Raw genomic sequence first — 16166 nt, forward strand, 5'->3', positions numbered from 1 at the left:
CGGTTGCGCCGCAGCATGCCGGTTTAGCTCCCGCGGCGCAACGCAGCCGCCCGCATTCAGCGCATCTCGAAGGCCTCCTGATGGAAGCGCAGGCGGCGCAAGCCGAGTCGCGCCAGCCCGGCGCGCAGGTGATCGGCAAGGCCCTGCGGACCGCAGAACCACACCTCCGCACGGCGCCGTTCGCCGACCGACAGGCCCAGCGTCTCGGCGCTCGGCGGGCCTTCGGCCGCACTGTCGTGGACATGCAGACGCACGCCCGGCAGATCCGCGCACAGCGCCTGCAGCCGTGCCACGAAGGGGTCGCCCTCGGCCCGCCGGGTGCAGTAGTGCAGGTCGGCCTCAGGTGCGGACGCAGGGTCGGCACGCAGCGCGCCCAGCCAGGCCAGAAAAGGGGTCACACCGATGCCGCCGGCCACCCACACCTGCCGCGCGCGGCGGTCGTGGCGGCCGAGCTCGAAGCGTCCGTAGGGACCCTCCACGCTCACCGGCTGACCGGCGGCCAGGCGCTGCGGCAGGCTGCGGGTGTAGTCGCCCAGCGCCTTGATCTGGAAAGTCACCGTGCGGTCGCCGTGGTCGGCGCTGGCGATGGTGAAGGGGTGCGCGCCCTCGAAACGCTCGAAGGTGACGAAGGCGAACTGCCCGGCGCGGTGCCCTCGCCAGTCGCCGTCCAGCCGGCAGACCACCTCGGTGACGTCCGGCGCTGGCCGGTTCACCGCCACCACCTGACCTGCCACCCGTCGCCCGCGGCCGACGCGCCCGGCCAGCGAGAGCCCCGCCGCCACCGAACCGGCAGCCAGCAGCACGCCGAGCACGGCGCCGGCCGGCGTGGTCCACCAGTACAGGGGCGCCAGCACGGCGGCGTGGAAGGCCAGCATCAGGTAGAGCGCCGGCATGGCGCGGTGCAGGTGGCGCCAGAACTTGTAGGGGAAGCGCTTCCACAGGGCCAGCAGCACCATGGCCAGTACCAGATAGACCGCGAACTCGCCCAGTTCCTCGCCGGCGTCGCGCAGGTTCTCCAGCAGGCCGAAGTACTCCACCTTGGGCGGCCGCCCGGCCGTGCCGGCGAGCGCCTTGACCAGCCCGCCGGACTCTTCCACCAGCCAGTGCAGCGCCGCGAAGCTGCCGGCCAGGATGCCGGCCCACTTGTGCGCGCGATAGACGCGGTCCATGCCGCCGAAGGGACGCTCCAGCCAGGCCGGCCGGGTGGCCAGCACCATGGCCAGCGACATCAGCCCGATCGACAGCAGGCCGCTCAGGTACAAGGCCTGCTCGCGCGCCACCCAGGGCAGCGTGCCGGGGCCGGCGCCGTGCGCGGCCAGACTCAGCCCCCAGGCGAGGGCAACGAGGGCAACGAAGCCCGACAGTATGGTTTTCATGGTTCTGCTCCCCGCTTCCTCAGTCGTCGAAGTAGCCGCGCTCGGCGTCGCGATGGCAGGCCGCGCAGTTGGCCTTGGAGCCCACCTTGGGGTCGGCCCATTCGGCACGCGACACCTCGCGGTGCTCGCGCCCCCACTTGGGCAGCTCGGTGATGCGTTGCGGCGCCGCATCCGCCGCCACACCGCGCAGCAGCTTGCCGGCATAGCGCGCGCCCTGGCCGTCGGCGGCGTGCCACACCAGGTAGCGCTCGATGCGCGCCGCGGTCTCCGCATCCACGCTGGCGTCGTCGCCGAAGTGCTGGTCCAGCGAACCCATCATCTGCGACCACGAGCGCGCCGGCAGCATCGCGGCCGGGAAGGCCATATGGCAGCTGCCGCACTCTTCGGCCACCACCGGGTCGCTCACCGGCGGGTAGAAATGCCCGCCGCCGGCCAGCGCCTTGTCGAGCACGAACAGGCCCGGTGCGAGCACCATCAGCACGGCCATCACCGCTCGTGGGGAAATCTTGCGCAGGATCTTCATGGTTTTCTCCTTGTCGGCGGCGCGCTCAGCGCGCACGCATGAAACTCAGCCAGTCGCCCTTCTCCAGCGGCGTGCATTCGCGCCCCATTACCTCGCGGCAGTTGCGCCCGAACCACTTCTCCACCTTGGCGTCGTCGGCGTAGCGGGCGGGCGATGCCGACAGCGCCATCGGCGCAATCTCCTTGCCGGTACGGGTCTTGCCCGCCTTGGCCGGGTCGGCGCCGTGACAGCTCGCGCAGGCCGGCGCGTCCGGCTTGCCACCGGCGAAGCGCTGCGTGTGCAGCTGCGCACCGCGCTCGACCGAGAAGCCCGCAAAGCCGGAATCGGCGGCGCGCGCCTGCGCGGCGTAGCGCGACAGCTGCGCGTCGATGCCGGACGCGGCAGCCACACCGGGCTGGGCCAAGCCGGCGGACAGCGCCGCGGCAATTGCGTACAGGGCAGCTTTCATGTCTCAATTCCTCCCATCTGCGATGTCGATGGGCTGCAGACTAGGCCTGCGTGGCTGAACGAATGCTTAAGGAGCCGTTCATCCGGCGTTCAGCCCCGGCGCGCTAAACAGGACTCCGGGACGCGCCGCGCCCCTGCGCCACGCCCGGGAGATTCGTCATGAAACGCCAACTTGCCATCCTCGCCCTGATCCTCGCCGGCGGCACCGGCCTCGCGCTCGCCTCGGGCGACCACGACCGCGCCCGCGAGGCCCTGCAGGCCGGTCAGATCCTGCCGCTGCGCCAGGTGCTCGATACCGTGGAGCGCGAGCACCCCGGCCAGGTGATGGAGGTCGAGCTCGAGCGCGAGCACGGCGCCTGGGTATACGAGATCAAGCTGCTGCGCAGCGACGGCTCGCTGCTCAAGCTCGAACTCGACGCACACAGCGGCGCGGTGCTGCGCAGCCGCGAGAAGGAGAAGCACTGATGCGCCTGCTGGTGGCCGAGGACGAACCGACGCTGGCAAACCAGCTGCGCGAGGCGCTCGCTGCCGCCGGCTACGCGGTGGACCTGGCCGACAACGGCCGTGACGCCCACTTCATGGGCGACCAGGAGCCCTACGACGCGGTGGTCCTGGACCTCGGCCTGCCGCAGCTCGACGGCCTGAGCGTACTGCGCCGCTGGCGCAGCGCCGGGCGCGCGATGCCGGTGCTGATCCTCACCGCGCGCGACGCCTGGCACGAGAAGGTGGCCGGCATCGACGCCGGCGCCGACGACTACCTGACCAAGCCCTTCCACATGGAAGAGCTGCTCGCCCGCCTGCGTGCGCTGATCCGCCGCACCGCCGGCCAGGCCAGCGCGGAACTGCAGTGCGGCCCGCTGGTGCTGGACACGCGCAGCGGTCGGGTCACCGCCAGCGGGCAGGCCCTGAGCCTCACCAGCCACGAGTACCGCGTGCTCGCCTACCTGATGCACCGGCGCGGCGAGATCGTCTCGCGCACCGAACTCACCGAGCACATCTACGCCCAGGACTTCGACCGCGACTCGAACACCATCGAGGTGTTCATCGGCCGCCTGCGCAAGAAGCTGCCGCCGGGCAGCATCGAGACCGTGCGCGGCCTGGGCTACCGGCTGTCCTGCCCGGCATGAGCGCGCCCCCCGCCACCCCGGGCGCCTGGCGCGGTTCGCTGCGCCTGCGCCTGCTGGCCGGCACGCTGGCCTGGATACTCGGCACCATCGCGGTCGCGGGCTGGGGGCTTTCCGGCCTGTTCGCACAGCATCTGTCCCGCCAGTTCCACGCCGAGCTGCTCACCCACCTCGACCAGCTCACCGCCGTCCTCGCCTTCGACGCCGACGGCGCTCCGACGCTGGCCTCCCCCCTGTCCGACCCGCGCACCCGGCGCCCCTATGGCGGCCTGTACTGGCAGGTGGAGCGGCTCGACGGCCGGCAGCCCGACGGCACCCCGCCGCTGCGCTCACGCTCACTGTGGGACGGCGCGCTCGGCGTGCCGGCCGACCACCCGGCGGACGGTGAGGTGCACCGCCACCGCATCGACGGCCCGGACGGCAAGGCGGTGCGCTCCATCGAGCGCGTGGTGCGCCCGGCCGAGCGCCCGCAGGAGGCCTGGCGCCTGGTGGTGGCTGCGGACGAAACCCTGCTGAGCGCCGCCCAGGACCGTTTCACCGGCCAGCTGCTGCTGGCGCTGGGCGTGCTCGCCGCCGGCCTGGTGGCGGCCGCGGTCGTGCAGGTACGCATCGGCCTGCGCCCGCTGGCCCGCCTGCGGGACGGCCTGGCCACGGTGCGCCGGGGCGAGGCCCAGGCCATCGCCGGGCGTTTCCCGTCGGAGATCCAGCCGCTGGTCGATGAGTTCAACGGCGTGCTGGCACGCAACGCCGAAGTGGTCGCCCGCGCGCGTACCCAGGCGGGCAACCTGGCCCACGCGCTCAAGACGCCGCTGACGGTGCTGGCCAACGCAGCGGCCAGCGAGGACGGCCCGCTGGCCGGCCTGGTGCGCGAACAGGTCGCCACCGCGCGCGTGCAGGTGGACCACCACCTCGCCCGCGCCCGCGCCGCCGCAGCGGTGCAGGTGCCCGGCCTGCGCTGCGCGCTGTGCCCGGTGATCGAGGGACTGCTGCGCGTGATGGAACGCGTGCATGCCGGGCGCGGCATCCGCCTGCGGCTGGTCGACTGTCCGGCCGATTCATTCTTCCGCGGCGAAGAGCAGGACCTGCAGGAGATGCTCGGCAACCTGCTGGACAATGCCTGCAAATGGGCGCGCAGCCAGGTCGAGGTGCAGGCGCAGTGCAGTGACGGGATGCTGCGGGTGACGATCACCGACAACGGCCCCGGCCTACCGGAAGACGCCCTGCATGCGGTACTCGAACGCGGCGTCCGGGCGGACGAACATACCCCGGGCAGCGGCCTGGGCCTGGCCATCGTGCGCGACCTCGCCCAGGCCTACGGCGGCAGCGTCCGCCTGCACACCCCCGCGCAAGGGGGCCTGTGCGCAGCGCTGCACCTGCCCACCGCCTAGCCCGCATTTCTCACACTGGCACGTCACGAGGGGGTCGAGGCGCCGCCGTGGTGCGCCGCACGGAGCGAGCGACGCCGACGGCGTAGCTGACACTACGTCTAGGTGGCGCGAGCGAGTACGGCGTGCCACGGCGAGCGTATCGGCACCCGCAGTAGGGACAGTGTGAGAAATGCGGGCTAACATGATGAAACACTCCGCAGCACGAGCACCCGGGCGGACTTAAGGCAGATTTAAGCGCCCCGCCCTACCTTGGCGACACTTCGTTCCCCAAGGACCATCATGACGGGCGCCCTGCAACGCATCCAATCCCGCCCCCGCCACCAGCCGGTGGTGCGCCATGCGGTGGCCGGCCATCCGCGCCGGGCTGCGGCGGAGGACTTCATCCGCGACGTCTTCCGGCGCCGTTACGAAGCCGAAGTGCCTGGCTTCGCGCCCAACCTGATGCTGCTCGAACAGGCGCCGCGCATCGTCGCCGCGGCCGGCTGGCGCGGTGCGGAGTCCGAAGCGCTGATGCTGGAGCAGTACCTGGACGAGCCGATCGAGCACGCCATCTCCCGCCTCGCCGGCCAGCCGGTGCCGCGCGGGCGCATCGTGGAGGTCGGCAACCTGGCTGCCGAACGCCCGGGCGGCAGCGTGGCGGTGATCCTGGCGCTGGCCGCCCACCTCGACCAGCTCGGCTTCGAGTGGGTGGTCTTCACCGCCACCAGCGAGCTGATCGGCATCTTCCGTCGTCTGGACCTGCCGCCGCTGGCCCTGGCGCCGGCCGATCCGCATCGCCTGGGCGCGCAGGCGCAGGCCTGGGGGCGCTATTACGACACCCGCCCGGTGGTGGTGGCCGGGCGCCTGCGCCTGGCGCTGGAAAAGGGAGGCGCCCGTGGCTGAAGCCTTCTGGAGCGAGTTGCTCGCCCGCCGGCCGCAGCAGGACGTCGTGCTGAGCGGCGCCACCGGCAGCTGGACCGCGGCCGCGATGCGCGACGAGCTGCACGCGCTGCAGCAACGCTTGGCGGACAGCCGGGTGGTGGCGGTGCTGGCCGACAACGGCCCGGCCTGGGTGCTGGCCGAGCTGGCCTGCCAGGACGCCGGCCGGGTACATCTGCCGCTGCCGGCCTTCTTCACCGCGGCACAACTGCAGCACGCCCTGAACGCCAGCGGCGCCGACACCGTGATCACCGACCAGCCCGAACGCATCGGCGCGCTCGACCTGGGTTTCTGTCTCACCGGGCAGTGGCAGGGGCTGCACTGGATGCGCCGGGTGGTCGCACCGGCGGAACTGCCCGCCGGCACCGCCAAGATCTCCTTCACCTCCGGCAGCACCGGGGCGCCCAAGGGCGTGTGCCTGTCCGCCGCCGGCTTGCGCGACACCGCCGCAGCGGTGGTCGAGCGCCTGCACGAGCTGCCGCTGACGCGCCACCTCGCGGCGCTGCCGCTCGCCCTGCTGCTGGAGAACGTGGCCGGCATCCACGCACCGCTGCTGCGCGGCATGCCCATCCACCTGCCGCCGCTGGCCAGCCTGGGCTGGCAGGGCGCCGCAGGCTTCGACCCGGCCGCGCTCGATCGCCAGGTGCGCGACAGCACCGCCGCCAGCCTGATCCTGGTGCCCGAACTGCTCAAGGCCTGGACCGCCTGGCTGACCGCCACCGGACAGCGCGCCAGCCCGGCACTGCAGTTCGTCGCCGTGGGCGGCGCCCGCGTGGCTCCGGCGCTGATCGAACACGCGCGCGCGCTCGGCATCCCCGCCTACCAGGGTTACGGGCTGACCGAGGCCGGCTCGGTGGTCTGCCTCAACCGCCCGGGAGACGACGGCGACGGCTGCGGCGCAGCGCTCGCCCATGCCGCGCTGCGCTGCGCAGACGGCGAAGTGCGCGTGCGCACCCGCGCCTTCCTCGGTTACGCCGGCCAGGCGGCGCCGCAGGAGGCGGAGTTCGCCACCGGCGACCTCGGCCACCTGGACGAGCGCGGCCATCTGCATCTGGACGGACGGCGCGGCAACCTGCTGGTGACCTCCTTCGGGCGCAACGTCTCGCCGGAATGGATCGAATCCGCCCTGCTGGCCGACCCGCGGGTGATGCAGGCAGTGGTGAGCGGCGACGGCCGCCCCGCGCTGGCCGCGCTGCTGGTCCCCGCCCCGGGGGCGGACGCGGCCGCGCTGGGCGGACTCGTCGAGCGGGTCAACGCCGGCCTGCCGGACTACGCCCGCGTCGCCCACTGGGCCGCGGTCGCCCCCTTCACCGCCGCCAACGGCCTGGCCACCGGCAACGGCCGCCCGGTCCGTGCGCGCATCGCCGCCGCTCACGCCCACACCCTGGCCGCGCTGTACGGCGCGGCCGACGACGCTACGCCCTTCACCGACAAGGAAACCGAAATGTCCTTCTACGAGCACCTTCAGCACGCCACCGCCGTCGACCGCCAGCACGTGGTGGGTGCGCCCATCGTCGCCGACTGCCTGCAAGGCAAGGTCAGCCGCGCCGCCTACCTCGCCTTCCTCACCCAGGCCTACCACCACGTGCGCCACACCACGCCCCTGCTGATGGCCCTGGGCGGCCGCCTGCCGGAGCGCCTGGCGTGGATGCGCCCGGCGGTGGCCGAATACATCGCCGAGGAGATCGGCCACGAGGAGTGGATCCTCAACGACATCGCCGCCGCCGGCGGCGATGCCGACGCGGTGCGCGCCAGCCGCCCGGAGCTGCCGGCCGAACTGATGGTGGCCTACGCCTGGGACATCATCAACCGCGGCAATCCGGCCGCCTTCTTCGGCATGGTCTTCGTGCTCGAGGGCACCAGCGTGGCCCTGGCGCTCACAGCCGCCGACCGCATCCAGCAGGCCCTCGGCCTGCCCGATGCGGCCTTCAGCTACCTGCGCTCGCACGGCACGCTGGACCAGGAGCACACCCAGCACCTGGCCCGCCTGCTGGAACGCATGACGCCGCAGGACCAGGCCGAAGTGCTGCACGCCGCCAGGGTGTTCTTCAAGCTCTACGGCGACATCTTCCGCGCCCTGCCGGCCGCTGCGGCCGAGACGGAAGCCGAGGCCGTGCCATGCAACTGAAGGACGCCCGCATCGTACTCACCGGCGCCAGCGGCGGCCTGGGCGAGGCGCTCGCCCGCCAGCTGGCCGGCGCCGGCGCGGCCCTGCTGCTCACCGCGCGCGACGCCGCCCGTCTGGCCGCCATCCCCCTGCCCGAGGGCAGCGAGGTGCAGCGACTGGCGGTGGACCTCACCCAGCCGGCGGGCGTCGCCGCGCTGGCCGGCGCGGCCCACGCCTTTCGCGCCAACGTGCTGATCAACAACGCCGGCATCGGCGGTTTCGGCCTGCTGGAAGCGCAGGACCGCGCCACCGTGGACGCCATCCTGGCCACCAACCTGGCCGCGCCGATGCACCTCACCCAGGCCTTGCTGCCACTGCTGCGCGAGCAGCCGGCCGCGGCCATCGTGAACATCGGTTCGGCCTTCGGCAGCATTCCGTTTGCCGGCTTCGCCGCCTATTCCGCCGCCAAGGCCGGACTCCGCGCCTTCTCCCAGGCCCTGCGCCGGGAACTGGCCGACGCCCCGGTACGCGTGCTGCACGTCGCCCCGCGCGCCATCGACACGCCGCTCAACCCGCCCGCGGTAGTGGCGCTCAACAGCGCGCTGGGCAGCGCCTGCGACAGTCCCGACACGGTTGCCGCGCAGATCGTCGCGATGCTGCAGCACGGCCCCGACGAGCGCCATATCGGCTTCCCGGAAGGCCTGTTCGCCTGGCTCAACGGCACCGCCCCGCGCCTGCTCGACCGCGGCCTGGCCGGCAAGCTCGCCATCATCAAGCGCCACGCCGCCAGCCAGCCGGGCGGGCGCTGAACCGCCCCGCCCCCACCCACAACAGAGGACGCCTCCATGTCACGCCCCAGTCTCATCATCCGCAACCTGCTCGCCGCCTCCGCGCTGTGCTTCGGCCTGGGCGCCGCGGCACAGTCCGACACCCCGGACGAGCTGATCCGTCCCATCCAGCAGCGCTGGGCGGAGATCAAGTACAAGCAGCCCGAGAAGCAGCAGGCCGACCTCTACCGCACGCTCGCCGAGCAGGCCCGCCATCTCAGCGAGTCGCACCCCAACCTCGCCCCCGCGCTGATCTGGGAAGGCATCGTGGTGTCCAGCGAAGCCGGCGCCCGCGGCGGTTTCGGCGCCCTGTCGCTGGCCAAGCGCGCGCGCGACCTGCTGGAAGAGAGCCTCAAGCTCGACGAGGCCGCGCTCAACGGCTCGGCCTACACCAGCCTCGCCACCCTGTACGCCAAGGTGCCGCGCTGGCCGCTGGGCTTCGGCGACAAGGCGCGCGCCGAGGAGCTGTTCCGCAAGTCGCTCGCCCTCAACCCGGACGGGATTGACCCCAACTATTTCTACGGCGAGTATCTGGTCGATGAAGGCCGCGTGGCCGAAGGCCGCGAGCATCTGCGCAAGGCCCTGCAGGCGCCGCCGCGCCCCGGGCGGGAAGTGGCCGACGAGGGCCGGCGCGAGGAAATCCGCGCCCTGCTGGCGCGCATCGACAAGGAAGGAAGCTGAATTGCGCATCCTGCTGGTGGAGGACGACCTGCTGCTCGGCGACGGCATCCGCGCCGGCCTGGCCCTGGCCGGCTACGCGGTGGACTGGGTGCACAACGGCGAGCAGGCGCTGGCCGCGCTGGCCGGCCACCAGTACGACGCCTGCGTGCTCGACCTCGGCCTGCCGGGCAAGGACGGCATCGCGGTGCTGCAGGAGCTGCGCCGGCGCGGGGACCTCACCCCGGTGCTGGTGCTCACCGCACGCGACACCCAGGCCGACAAGATCGGCGGGCTGGACGCCGGGGCGGACGACTACCTGACCAAGCCCTTCGACCTGGCCGAACTGCAGGCCCGCATCCGCGCCCTGTTGCGCCGTGCCGGCGGGCAGGCCCAGCCGGTGCTGAGCCATCGCGACGTCACCCTGGACCCGGCCAGCAAGCGGGTGACCTGCGCCGGCCAGGACGTGGCGCTGTCCGCCCGTGAGTTCGCCCTGCTGCAGGAGCTGATGCGCCATCCCCAGCACATCCGCAGCCGCAGCCAGCTGGAGGAAAGCCTCTACGCCTGGGGCGAGGAAGCCGGCAGCAACACCGTGGAGGTGTATGTCCACCATCTGCGCAAGAAGCTGGGCGCCGACTTCATCCGCACCGTGCGCGGCCTGGGCTACCAGCTGGGCGAGGGCCGATGAGGGAAGCCGCCACGATCGCCAAGACCGCCCCATCCCGCCTGCGCTCGCTGCGCTGGCGCCTGCTGGGCGCGGTGTGCGCCGCGGTACTGCTGTTGTGGCTGCTCACCGGCTGGCTGAGCTATACCCAGGCGCAGCATGAGGCCGAGGAACTGATGGACGGCAACCTGGCACAGACCGGGCGTCTGCTGCTGGCCATCCTGCACGACAACGAAGACGACCTGCGCGAACTGGCCGGACGGCTCGCCACCGTGCGCGGCGCCGCGGACAACATCTACGAACCGCCGCTGGAGTTCCAGATCGGCCGCGGCGACGGCAGCATCCTGGCGCGCTCGGAAGCCGCGCCGAACCTGCCGGTGCTGGGCGTGGCCGGCTACAGCGACATCCTGCGCAAGGACGCCTCCTGGCGGGTGCTCAACGTGGCCTCGGGCGATGGCCGCTTCCGCGTGCAGGTGGCGCAGTCCATCGACCTGCGCGACCGCGCCGCCCTGGAGGTGGCCAGCCAGACGGTGCTGCCGCTGGCGGCGCTCTCGCCGGTGCTGATCCTGTTGATCTACCTGTCGGTGCTGCGCGCCCTGCGCCCGCTCGACCGCCTGGCCGGCGAGGTCGCCGCGCGCAGCCCGGACAACCTCGCCGCGTTGCCGGACCAGCAGGTGCCCACCGAAGCGCTGCCGCTGGTCGGCGCGATCAACCGCCTGTTCCGGCGCGTCGCCCGTACCCTGGACAACGAACGCCGCTTCACCGCCGACGCCGCGCACGAACTGCGCACGCCGCTGGCGGCGCTCAAGGTGCATACCCAGGTCGCCCGCCTGAGCCGCGAGGACGCCCAGCGCGACCACGCCCTGCGGCAGATCGAACACGGCGTGGATCGCGCCACCCGCCTGGTGGAGCAGTTGCTGCGCCTGGCAAGGCTGGACCCGCTCAACACCTTGCCCGAACCGCGCGCGGTCAAGCTGCACGCGCTGGTCGACGGCACCATCGACGCGCTGCGCCAGGCCACGCCCGACGCCGCGCAGCGCATCACCCACACGCTGCCTCCCGACACCCCCGCGGTGGCCGGCGACGCCGACCTGCTGCAGATCGCGCTGCGCAACCTGCTGGACAACGCGCTGCGCTACACGCCGGCGGAGGCTGCCATCCAGGTGGCGGTCGAGGACGACGGCCAGGCCCTGAACCTGGTGGTGTGCGACGACGGCCCCGGCGTGCCGGCCGACACCCTGGCGCGGCTGGGCGAACGCTTCTTCCGCGGCGCAAGCAGCGCGGAAGGCAGCGGCCTGGGCCTGGCCATCGTCGCGCGCATCATGGCGCTGCACGGCGGCCGGCTGGAACTGTCGAATCGCCCGCAAGGCGGTTTCCGCGCGGTGCTGTGCGGCCTGCGCCGGGCCGCTGCGTACTGAGCCCGCCTGCTCAGCCAGCCCGCGGCAGATCGCGCAGCAAACGGGCGGCGATGAGGCCGTTGACCACGCCGAACAACACCGCCGCCGCGGAGAACACCGGGGTCAGGTAGAAGACGCCATCGTGCGGCACCAGCCACAGGCGGGCGACCACAAGCTGCGCGCCGATATGGGCGAAGGCAGCGAAGATGGACAGGCTCACCGGGCCGAACCAGCGCCCGGGCAGGTGCATCGCGAAGCCCAGGGTGAGCAGGCTGGCGATGGCGCCGGAGAGGCTGAGGAAGAAGCCCGGGGCAAGGAACTGGCCGAGCAGCAGGCTGCCGGCCAGCACGCGCAGCAGCGCCACCCACACGGCCTCGCGCCAGCCCCAGCGCGCCAGCACGATCAGCGTGACGATGTTGGCCAGTCCGGGTTTCACGCCGGGCAGCGGCAGCGGGATGGCGGCCTCGGCCACGGTGAGCACGATCGCCGCCGCCGCGTGGCGGGCGATGCGATGATCTTCGGGGGTGGGCACCAGCTCAATAGTTGAGCGAGTCATACTGCCCTCCCTGTCCGCTGAGGCTCAGGCTCACCTGGTTGGGCGCGCAGATCGCCACCGAACCGGCCTGGCTCAGCCAGCCCTGGCGCACGCAGTACTGGCGCGGTCCGGGATCGACCGCCACCCGGGCGCGGCCGGGCTCGATCTCGATCACGCTGACGCCCAGCGGCCCGGGCACCTCGATGCGCTGCGGCGTGCTCAGGCCGTACTCGCCGAACACCTCGCCGCCCGCGCGAACCACCGCCTTGTCCGGCGCGCCGCCGCGCCACAGGGTGACGGTGGCGAACACGCACAGCGCCAGCCCGGCGCCCATCACCAGCCAGTCGCCGGGGCGGACGAGCGGCAGCCAGTCGGCCAGCCTGTCCTTCACTGCGCGCCGTTGCCCGCCGTGTCGGAGGCCCGCCGCGCCGCGCTGCGGTGGCGCACCAGCACGCGGACGCGATCGCGGAAGCGCTCGGCCAGCCATTCGGCCAGGTACACCGAGCGGTGCTTGCCGCCGGTGCAGCCGATGGCCACGGTCAGATAGCTGCGGTTGTCGCGCACATAGGCCGGCAGCCAGGTGTCGACGAAGCGGCGGATGTCCTCGGCCATGCGCCCGACCTCGGGCACGCCGGCAAGAAAGTCGATCACCGGCTGGTCGCGCCCGGTGAGCGGGCGCAGGCGCAGGTCGTAGTGCGGATTGGGCAGGCAGCGCACGTCGAACACCAGGTCGGCGTCGAGCGGAATGCCGTATTTGAAGCCGAAGGACTGGAACATCAGGGTCAGCCCTTCGGTGGCCTCGATGTCCACGAAGTCCTTGACCCAGGCGCGCAGGGTGTTGGCCTGCAGCTCGCTGGTGTCGACCCGGTGGCCCAGCTCGGCGATTTCGGAGAGCAGGTCGCGCTCCTGGCGGATCGCCTCTTCCAGCGATACCCCTTCCTGAGCCAGCGGGTGCTTGCGGCGGGTCTCCGAGAAACGCGCGATCAGCGCGTCGTCGCGCGCCTCCAGGAAGATGAAGCGCAGGTCGTCCACCATGCCGCGCAGCTGGTCCACCTGCTGCGGCAGTGCGGCGATGTTCGCCCCGGAGCGCACGTCCACCGCCACCGCCACGCGGCGATAGCCGGCGTCGCGCAGATAGGCGACGAGCTGCGGCAGCAGCGTGGCCGGAAGGTTGTCCACCACGTAGTAGCTGGCGTCTTCCAGCACGTTCAGGGCAACGCTCTTGCCCGAGCCGGAAAGGCCGCTGATGAGGATGATCTGCATGCGTCCGGTACGAAAGGAAAGCCCGCCGACACTATAGCGCAGTGCCGGCGGGCCGGTCGCCCGCAGGTGGCGGGCTTACTGGCTTTCGCTCCTGGCCGCGCGCTTCTCCCACAGCGTGGCGTTGGCGATACCCAGCGGACGCGGGTCGAAGCCCGGTTCGATGCGGCCTCTCGCCTTTTGCGCCTCGTAATCCTTCAGTGCGGCCAGCGCCGGCTTCTGCAGCAGCAGGATGGCGAGGATGTTGAGCCAGGCCATGATGCCGACACCGATGTCGCCCAGCCCCCAGGCCAGGTCGCTGGTGCGCACGCAGCCATACAGCGCCGAGCCGATGAGGGCCACGCGCAGCACGAAGATCAGGACCTCCGAGCGCAGGTTGCGGGTCAGGTAGGCCAGGTTGGTCTCGGCAATGTAGTAGTAGGCCAGCACCGTGGTGAAGGCGAAGAAGAACAGCGCCACCGCGACGAAGACCGCGCCGAAGCCCGGCAGCACCGACTCCATGGCCGCCTGGGTGAAGCCGGTGCCGGCCGCGATGTTGGCCAGGCCGGTGAACACCATCTGACCGTCCGGGCCGGTGACGTTGTAGCTGCCGGCGATCAGGATCATGAAAGCCGTTGCCGTGCACACGAACAGCGTGTCGACGTACACCGAGAAGGCCTGCACCAAGCCCTGCGCCGCCGGATGCGAGACCTCGGCCGCGGCCGCCGCATGCGGGCCGGTACCCTGGCCCGCCTCGTTGGAATACACCCCGCGCTTCACTCCCCACTGGATGGCCAGGCCGATCATGGCGCCAAAGCCGGCCTCGAAGCCAAAGGCCGAGGACACGATCAGGCTGACGATGCCCGGCACCTTCTCGATGTTGAGCGCCACCACCACGCAGGCGGCCAGCACGTAGCCCAGCGCCATGAAGGGCACCACCACCTGGGTGACCTGGGCGATGCGGCGCACGCCGCCGAAGATGATCAAGCCGAGCAGGATGACGATGACCGTGCCGGTGACCGCCGGGGCGATGCCGAAGGCGTTCTCCATGCTGGAGGCGATGCTGTTGGTCTGCACCCCCGGCAGCAGCAGGCCGCAGGCCAGCAGCGTGGCCACCGCGAACACGATGGCATAGACGCGCCAGCCCAGGCCCTGCTCGATGTAGTAGGCCGGACCGCCACGGTAGAGGCCGTGATATTCGGTCTTGTAGATCTGCCCGAGGGCCGACTCGACATAGGCGGTGGCGGCCCCCAGGAAGGCCACCATCCACATCCAGAAGATGGCCCCGGGCCCACCGAAGCCGATGGCGGTGGCCACGCCGGCGATGTTGCCGGTGCCGACCCGCCCGGAGAGCGCGATGCTCAGCGCCTGGAAGGACGACACCCCGGCCGAGGAACTGCGCCCGCGGAAGATGGCGCGAACCATCTCGGAGAAATGGCGCACCTGCATGAAGCGGGTGCGCAGGGAGAAATAGAGTCCGACGAGCAGACACAGGTAGACCAGTGCCGGGCTCCACACCCAGCCATTGATCCCGTCGACGATTGCTTGCATGGAAATGAGGCTGCCGGAAAAAAAGGGCCGGATTGTAACTGCTTGCCGCCGATGGCGGCACTCAGGCGGCGAGCAGTCTTTCGCCCTCGCGCCGCATCACGCCCGAGCGCTGCAGGTCGCCCACCAGCCAGTCGGTCAGCGCATCGGGCGTCAGGCCGAGGAAGCGCGCATTGGCCTCACGGTACAGGGGCACTTCGGCCAGGTGGGCGGCCAGTTCCTCCACCGCCATCTCGCGGCGGTCGAGCAGGGTGAAGGTGATGCAGGCGCGGATGGCGTTGCGCGCGATGCGCGCGCCGTCCTCCTCGAAGGCGCGCAGGCGGCCGAAGGCGCGTTCCAGCGCATCGTCGAACTCGACGAAGGGCGCGCCGTGCCCGGGGATGACCAGGTCCACCGGCAGGCGGGCGATGGCCTCCAGGGTGCGCCGGGCCTCGCCCACGCCGTCGCCGGTGCCGAGCACGTCGGCGAACAGGATGCCGAAGCCGTCGCGCCACAGCGCATCGCCCGAGATCAGCACGCGATGCTCCGGGTTGTGGAACACCAGCGCGTCCATGTCGTGCCCCGGGGCGGCGTGCGCCTGCCAGGCCAGCCCGCCGGCGACGAAGCCTTCACCCGCCGCCAGCGCGTGGTCGGCTCGGAAGCGCTCGCCCTTCTGGGCAGCGACGCTGAGCAGCAGGGCGTCCTCGTCCCAGTCGGTCACCGCCTGGTACATGCCGGCAGGCACGGTGATCTCGCAGCCAAAGGCGGCCTGCACCGCGGCGTTGCCGCCGATGTGGTCGGAATGCGAGTGGGTGTTGATCAGGCGCGCGACCCGCCGCGCGCCGAGCGCCTTGCGCAGCAAGGCGATGGTCTGCGGCGCGTGGCTGAGGTAGCCGCTGTCGATCAGCGTGGCGTGGTCGCCGTCGTCGAGCAGGATGTTGTTGGCCGAAAGCCAGCCGCGTTCGAACACCTGCACGCCGGCGGGCAGCCGGGGCGGTGCGCTCAATCGCTGCCCTCCCCGAGCGCGTCCGCCACGTTGGGCGGCAGCGGCGCGGCGACCGCGGACTGCTGCGGCCGCGGCATCTCCGCCGGTGGCGGTTCAGCGACCGGCACGCCATTGATCTCGTCCGAGGTACGCCCGCAGCCGAGGCATACGCCGGTATCCCAGTCGATCATGCACACCCCCACGCACAGCGCGTCATTGCTCATCGCGCCGGTTCTCCGGCGGCGGCCCGCGCCGCGCGGCGCTCGGCCACCGCGGCGAGGATGCGCAGGCGCTCGGCGTCGTCCGCACGGCTCCAGGCAGTGATCTCCGGGATGGTGCGCAGACAGCCTTCGCACAGATGGCGGTCGGCGTCCATGCGGCAGACGTTGATGCAGGGGGAGGGAATGCTCATGGTCGGTCGGGGGTGCAGTCGTTGTTGTCGTGAGGCGTCG

19 protein-coding genes are annotated in these 16166 nt (G+C 71.9%); 9 read left to right on the forward strand and 10 right to left on the reverse strand.

Annotated features, from left to right (window positions below; genetic code table 11):
- Nucleotides 1–56 precede the first annotated feature (56 nt).
- From IAI53_RS10400 to IAI53_RS10410, 3 genes are read right to left on the reverse strand one after another with little or no spacing between them, the layout of a single operon-like run.
- Nucleotides 57–1376 (reverse strand): ferredoxin reductase family protein, encoded by a 1320-nt coding sequence (locus IAI53_RS10400; RefSeq protein ID WP_187718139.1) that lies wholly within the window; start codon nt 1374–1376, stop codon nt 57–59.
- A gap of 19 nt (nt 1377–1395) precedes the next feature.
- A complete protein-coding gene (locus IAI53_RS10405; protein ID WP_225433297.1) occupies nt 1396–1899 on the reverse strand; it encodes a diheme cytochrome c in 504 nt (167 codons plus the stop codon).
- Nucleotides 1900–1924: 25 nt separating this feature from the next.
- Nucleotides 1925–2347 (reverse strand): DUF1924 domain-containing protein, encoded by a 423-nt coding sequence (locus IAI53_RS10410; protein WP_187718140.1) that lies wholly within the window; start codon nt 2345–2347, stop codon nt 1925–1927.
- 158 nt (nt 2348–2505) lie between these two features.
- Here IAI53_RS10410 and IAI53_RS10415 point away from each other — a divergent pair, with 158 nt between their 5' ends.
- The 9 genes from IAI53_RS10415 (at nt 2506) to IAI53_RS10455 (ending at nt 11449) form a co-directional block, all read left to right on the forward strand.
- Nucleotides 2506–2811: a PepSY domain-containing protein gene (locus tag IAI53_RS10415; RefSeq protein ID WP_187718141.1), complete on the forward strand. Its 306-nt coding sequence runs from the start codon at nt 2506–2508 to the stop codon at nt 2809–2811.
- Nucleotides 2811–3473, forward strand: a complete 663-nt coding sequence (locus IAI53_RS10420) for a response regulator transcription factor (protein ID WP_187718142.1) — start codon at nt 2811–2813, stop codon at nt 3471–3473. The genes IAI53_RS10415 and IAI53_RS10420 overlap by 1 nt, the downstream gene beginning before the upstream one ends.
- Nucleotides 3470–4858 carry a sensor histidine kinase gene (locus tag IAI53_RS10425; RefSeq protein WP_187718143.1) on the forward strand — a complete coding sequence of 463 codons (1389 nt, stop codon included), beginning with the start codon at nt 3470–3472 and terminating at the stop codon, nt 4856–4858. Before IAI53_RS10420 ends, IAI53_RS10425 begins: the two co-directional genes overlap by 4 nt.
- A 279-nt stretch (nt 4859–5137) precedes the next feature.
- Nucleotides 5138–5740: a thermostable hemolysin gene (locus tag IAI53_RS10430; RefSeq protein WP_187718144.1), complete on the forward strand. Its 603-nt coding sequence runs from the start codon at nt 5138–5140 to the stop codon at nt 5738–5740.
- Nucleotides 5733–7904, forward strand: a complete 2172-nt coding sequence (locus IAI53_RS18625; protein WP_187718145.1) for an AMP-binding protein — start codon at nt 5733–5735, stop codon at nt 7902–7904. The genes IAI53_RS10430 and IAI53_RS18625 overlap by 8 nt, the downstream gene beginning before the upstream one ends.
- On the forward strand, nt 7895–8692 hold the full coding sequence (locus IAI53_RS10440) for an SDR family oxidoreductase (RefSeq protein ID WP_187718146.1): 798 nt from the start codon (nt 7895–7897) through the stop codon (nt 8690–8692). The genes IAI53_RS18625 and IAI53_RS10440 overlap by 10 nt, the downstream gene beginning before the upstream one ends.
- 36 nt (nt 8693–8728) lie before the next feature.
- The gene (locus tag IAI53_RS10445) at nt 8729–9391 is read left to right on the forward strand and encodes a tetratricopeptide repeat protein (protein WP_187718147.1); all 663 of its coding nucleotides are present in this window, start codon (nt 8729–8731) and stop codon (nt 9389–9391) included.
- A 1-nt stretch (nt 9392) separates the two neighbouring features.
- A complete protein-coding gene (locus tag IAI53_RS10450; protein WP_187718148.1) occupies nt 9393–10055 on the forward strand; it encodes a response regulator transcription factor in 663 nt (220 codons plus the stop codon).
- A complete protein-coding gene (locus tag IAI53_RS10455; protein ID WP_222948275.1) occupies nt 10052–11449 on the forward strand; it encodes an ATP-binding protein in 1398 nt (465 codons plus the stop codon). The genes IAI53_RS10450 and IAI53_RS10455 overlap by 4 nt, the downstream gene beginning before the upstream one ends.
- 10 nt (nt 11450–11459) lie before the next feature.
- Here the strand turns inward: IAI53_RS10455 and IAI53_RS10460 are convergent, their stop codons facing one another.
- The 7 genes from IAI53_RS10460 to IAI53_RS10490 all read right to left on the reverse strand — a co-directional run bounded on the left by IAI53_RS10460 (nt 11460) and on the right by IAI53_RS10490 (nt 16126).
- Nucleotides 11460–11984 (reverse strand): Gx transporter family protein, encoded by a 525-nt coding sequence (locus IAI53_RS10460; protein WP_187718149.1) that lies wholly within the window; start codon nt 11982–11984, stop codon nt 11460–11462.
- Nucleotides 11965–12354 carry a NusG domain II-containing protein gene (locus IAI53_RS10465; protein WP_187718150.1) on the reverse strand — a complete coding sequence of 130 codons (390 nt, stop codon included), beginning with the start codon at nt 12352–12354 and terminating at the stop codon, nt 11965–11967. The genes IAI53_RS10460 and IAI53_RS10465 overlap by 20 nt, the downstream gene beginning before the upstream one ends.
- A complete protein-coding gene (gene rapZ / locus IAI53_RS10470) occupies nt 12351–13226 on the reverse strand; it encodes an RNase adapter RapZ (RefSeq protein WP_187718151.1) in 876 nt (291 codons plus the stop codon). Before rapZ ends, IAI53_RS10465 begins: the two co-directional genes overlap by 4 nt.
- 75 nt (nt 13227–13301) lie before the next feature.
- Nucleotides 13302–14753, reverse strand: a complete 1452-nt coding sequence (locus IAI53_RS10475) for an alanine/glycine:cation symporter family protein (RefSeq protein ID WP_187718152.1) — start codon at nt 14751–14753, stop codon at nt 13302–13304.
- A 61-nt stretch (nt 14754–14814) separates the two neighbouring features.
- Nucleotides 14815–15735 carry an MBL fold metallo-hydrolase gene (locus IAI53_RS10480; RefSeq protein ID WP_187718153.1) on the reverse strand — a complete coding sequence of 307 codons (921 nt, stop codon included), beginning with the start codon at nt 15733–15735 and terminating at the stop codon, nt 14815–14817.
- The gene (locus tag IAI53_RS10485; RefSeq protein WP_187718154.1) at nt 15732–15938 is read right to left on the reverse strand and encodes a DUF1289 domain-containing protein; all 207 of its coding nucleotides are present in this window, start codon (nt 15936–15938) and stop codon (nt 15732–15734) included. The genes IAI53_RS10480 and IAI53_RS10485 overlap by 4 nt, the downstream gene beginning before the upstream one ends.
- Complete coding sequence (locus tag IAI53_RS10490; RefSeq protein ID WP_187718155.1) at nt 15935–16126, reverse strand: DUF1289 domain-containing protein; 192 nt, start codon at nt 16124–16126, stop codon at nt 15935–15937. Before IAI53_RS10490 ends, IAI53_RS10485 begins: the two co-directional genes overlap by 4 nt.
- Nucleotides 16127–16166 lie beyond the last annotated feature (40 nt).

Source organism: Thauera sedimentorum, assembly GCF_014489115.1.
Taxonomy (GTDB): Bacteria; Pseudomonadota; Gammaproteobacteria; order Burkholderiales; family Rhodocyclaceae; genus Pseudothauera; species Pseudothauera sedimentorum.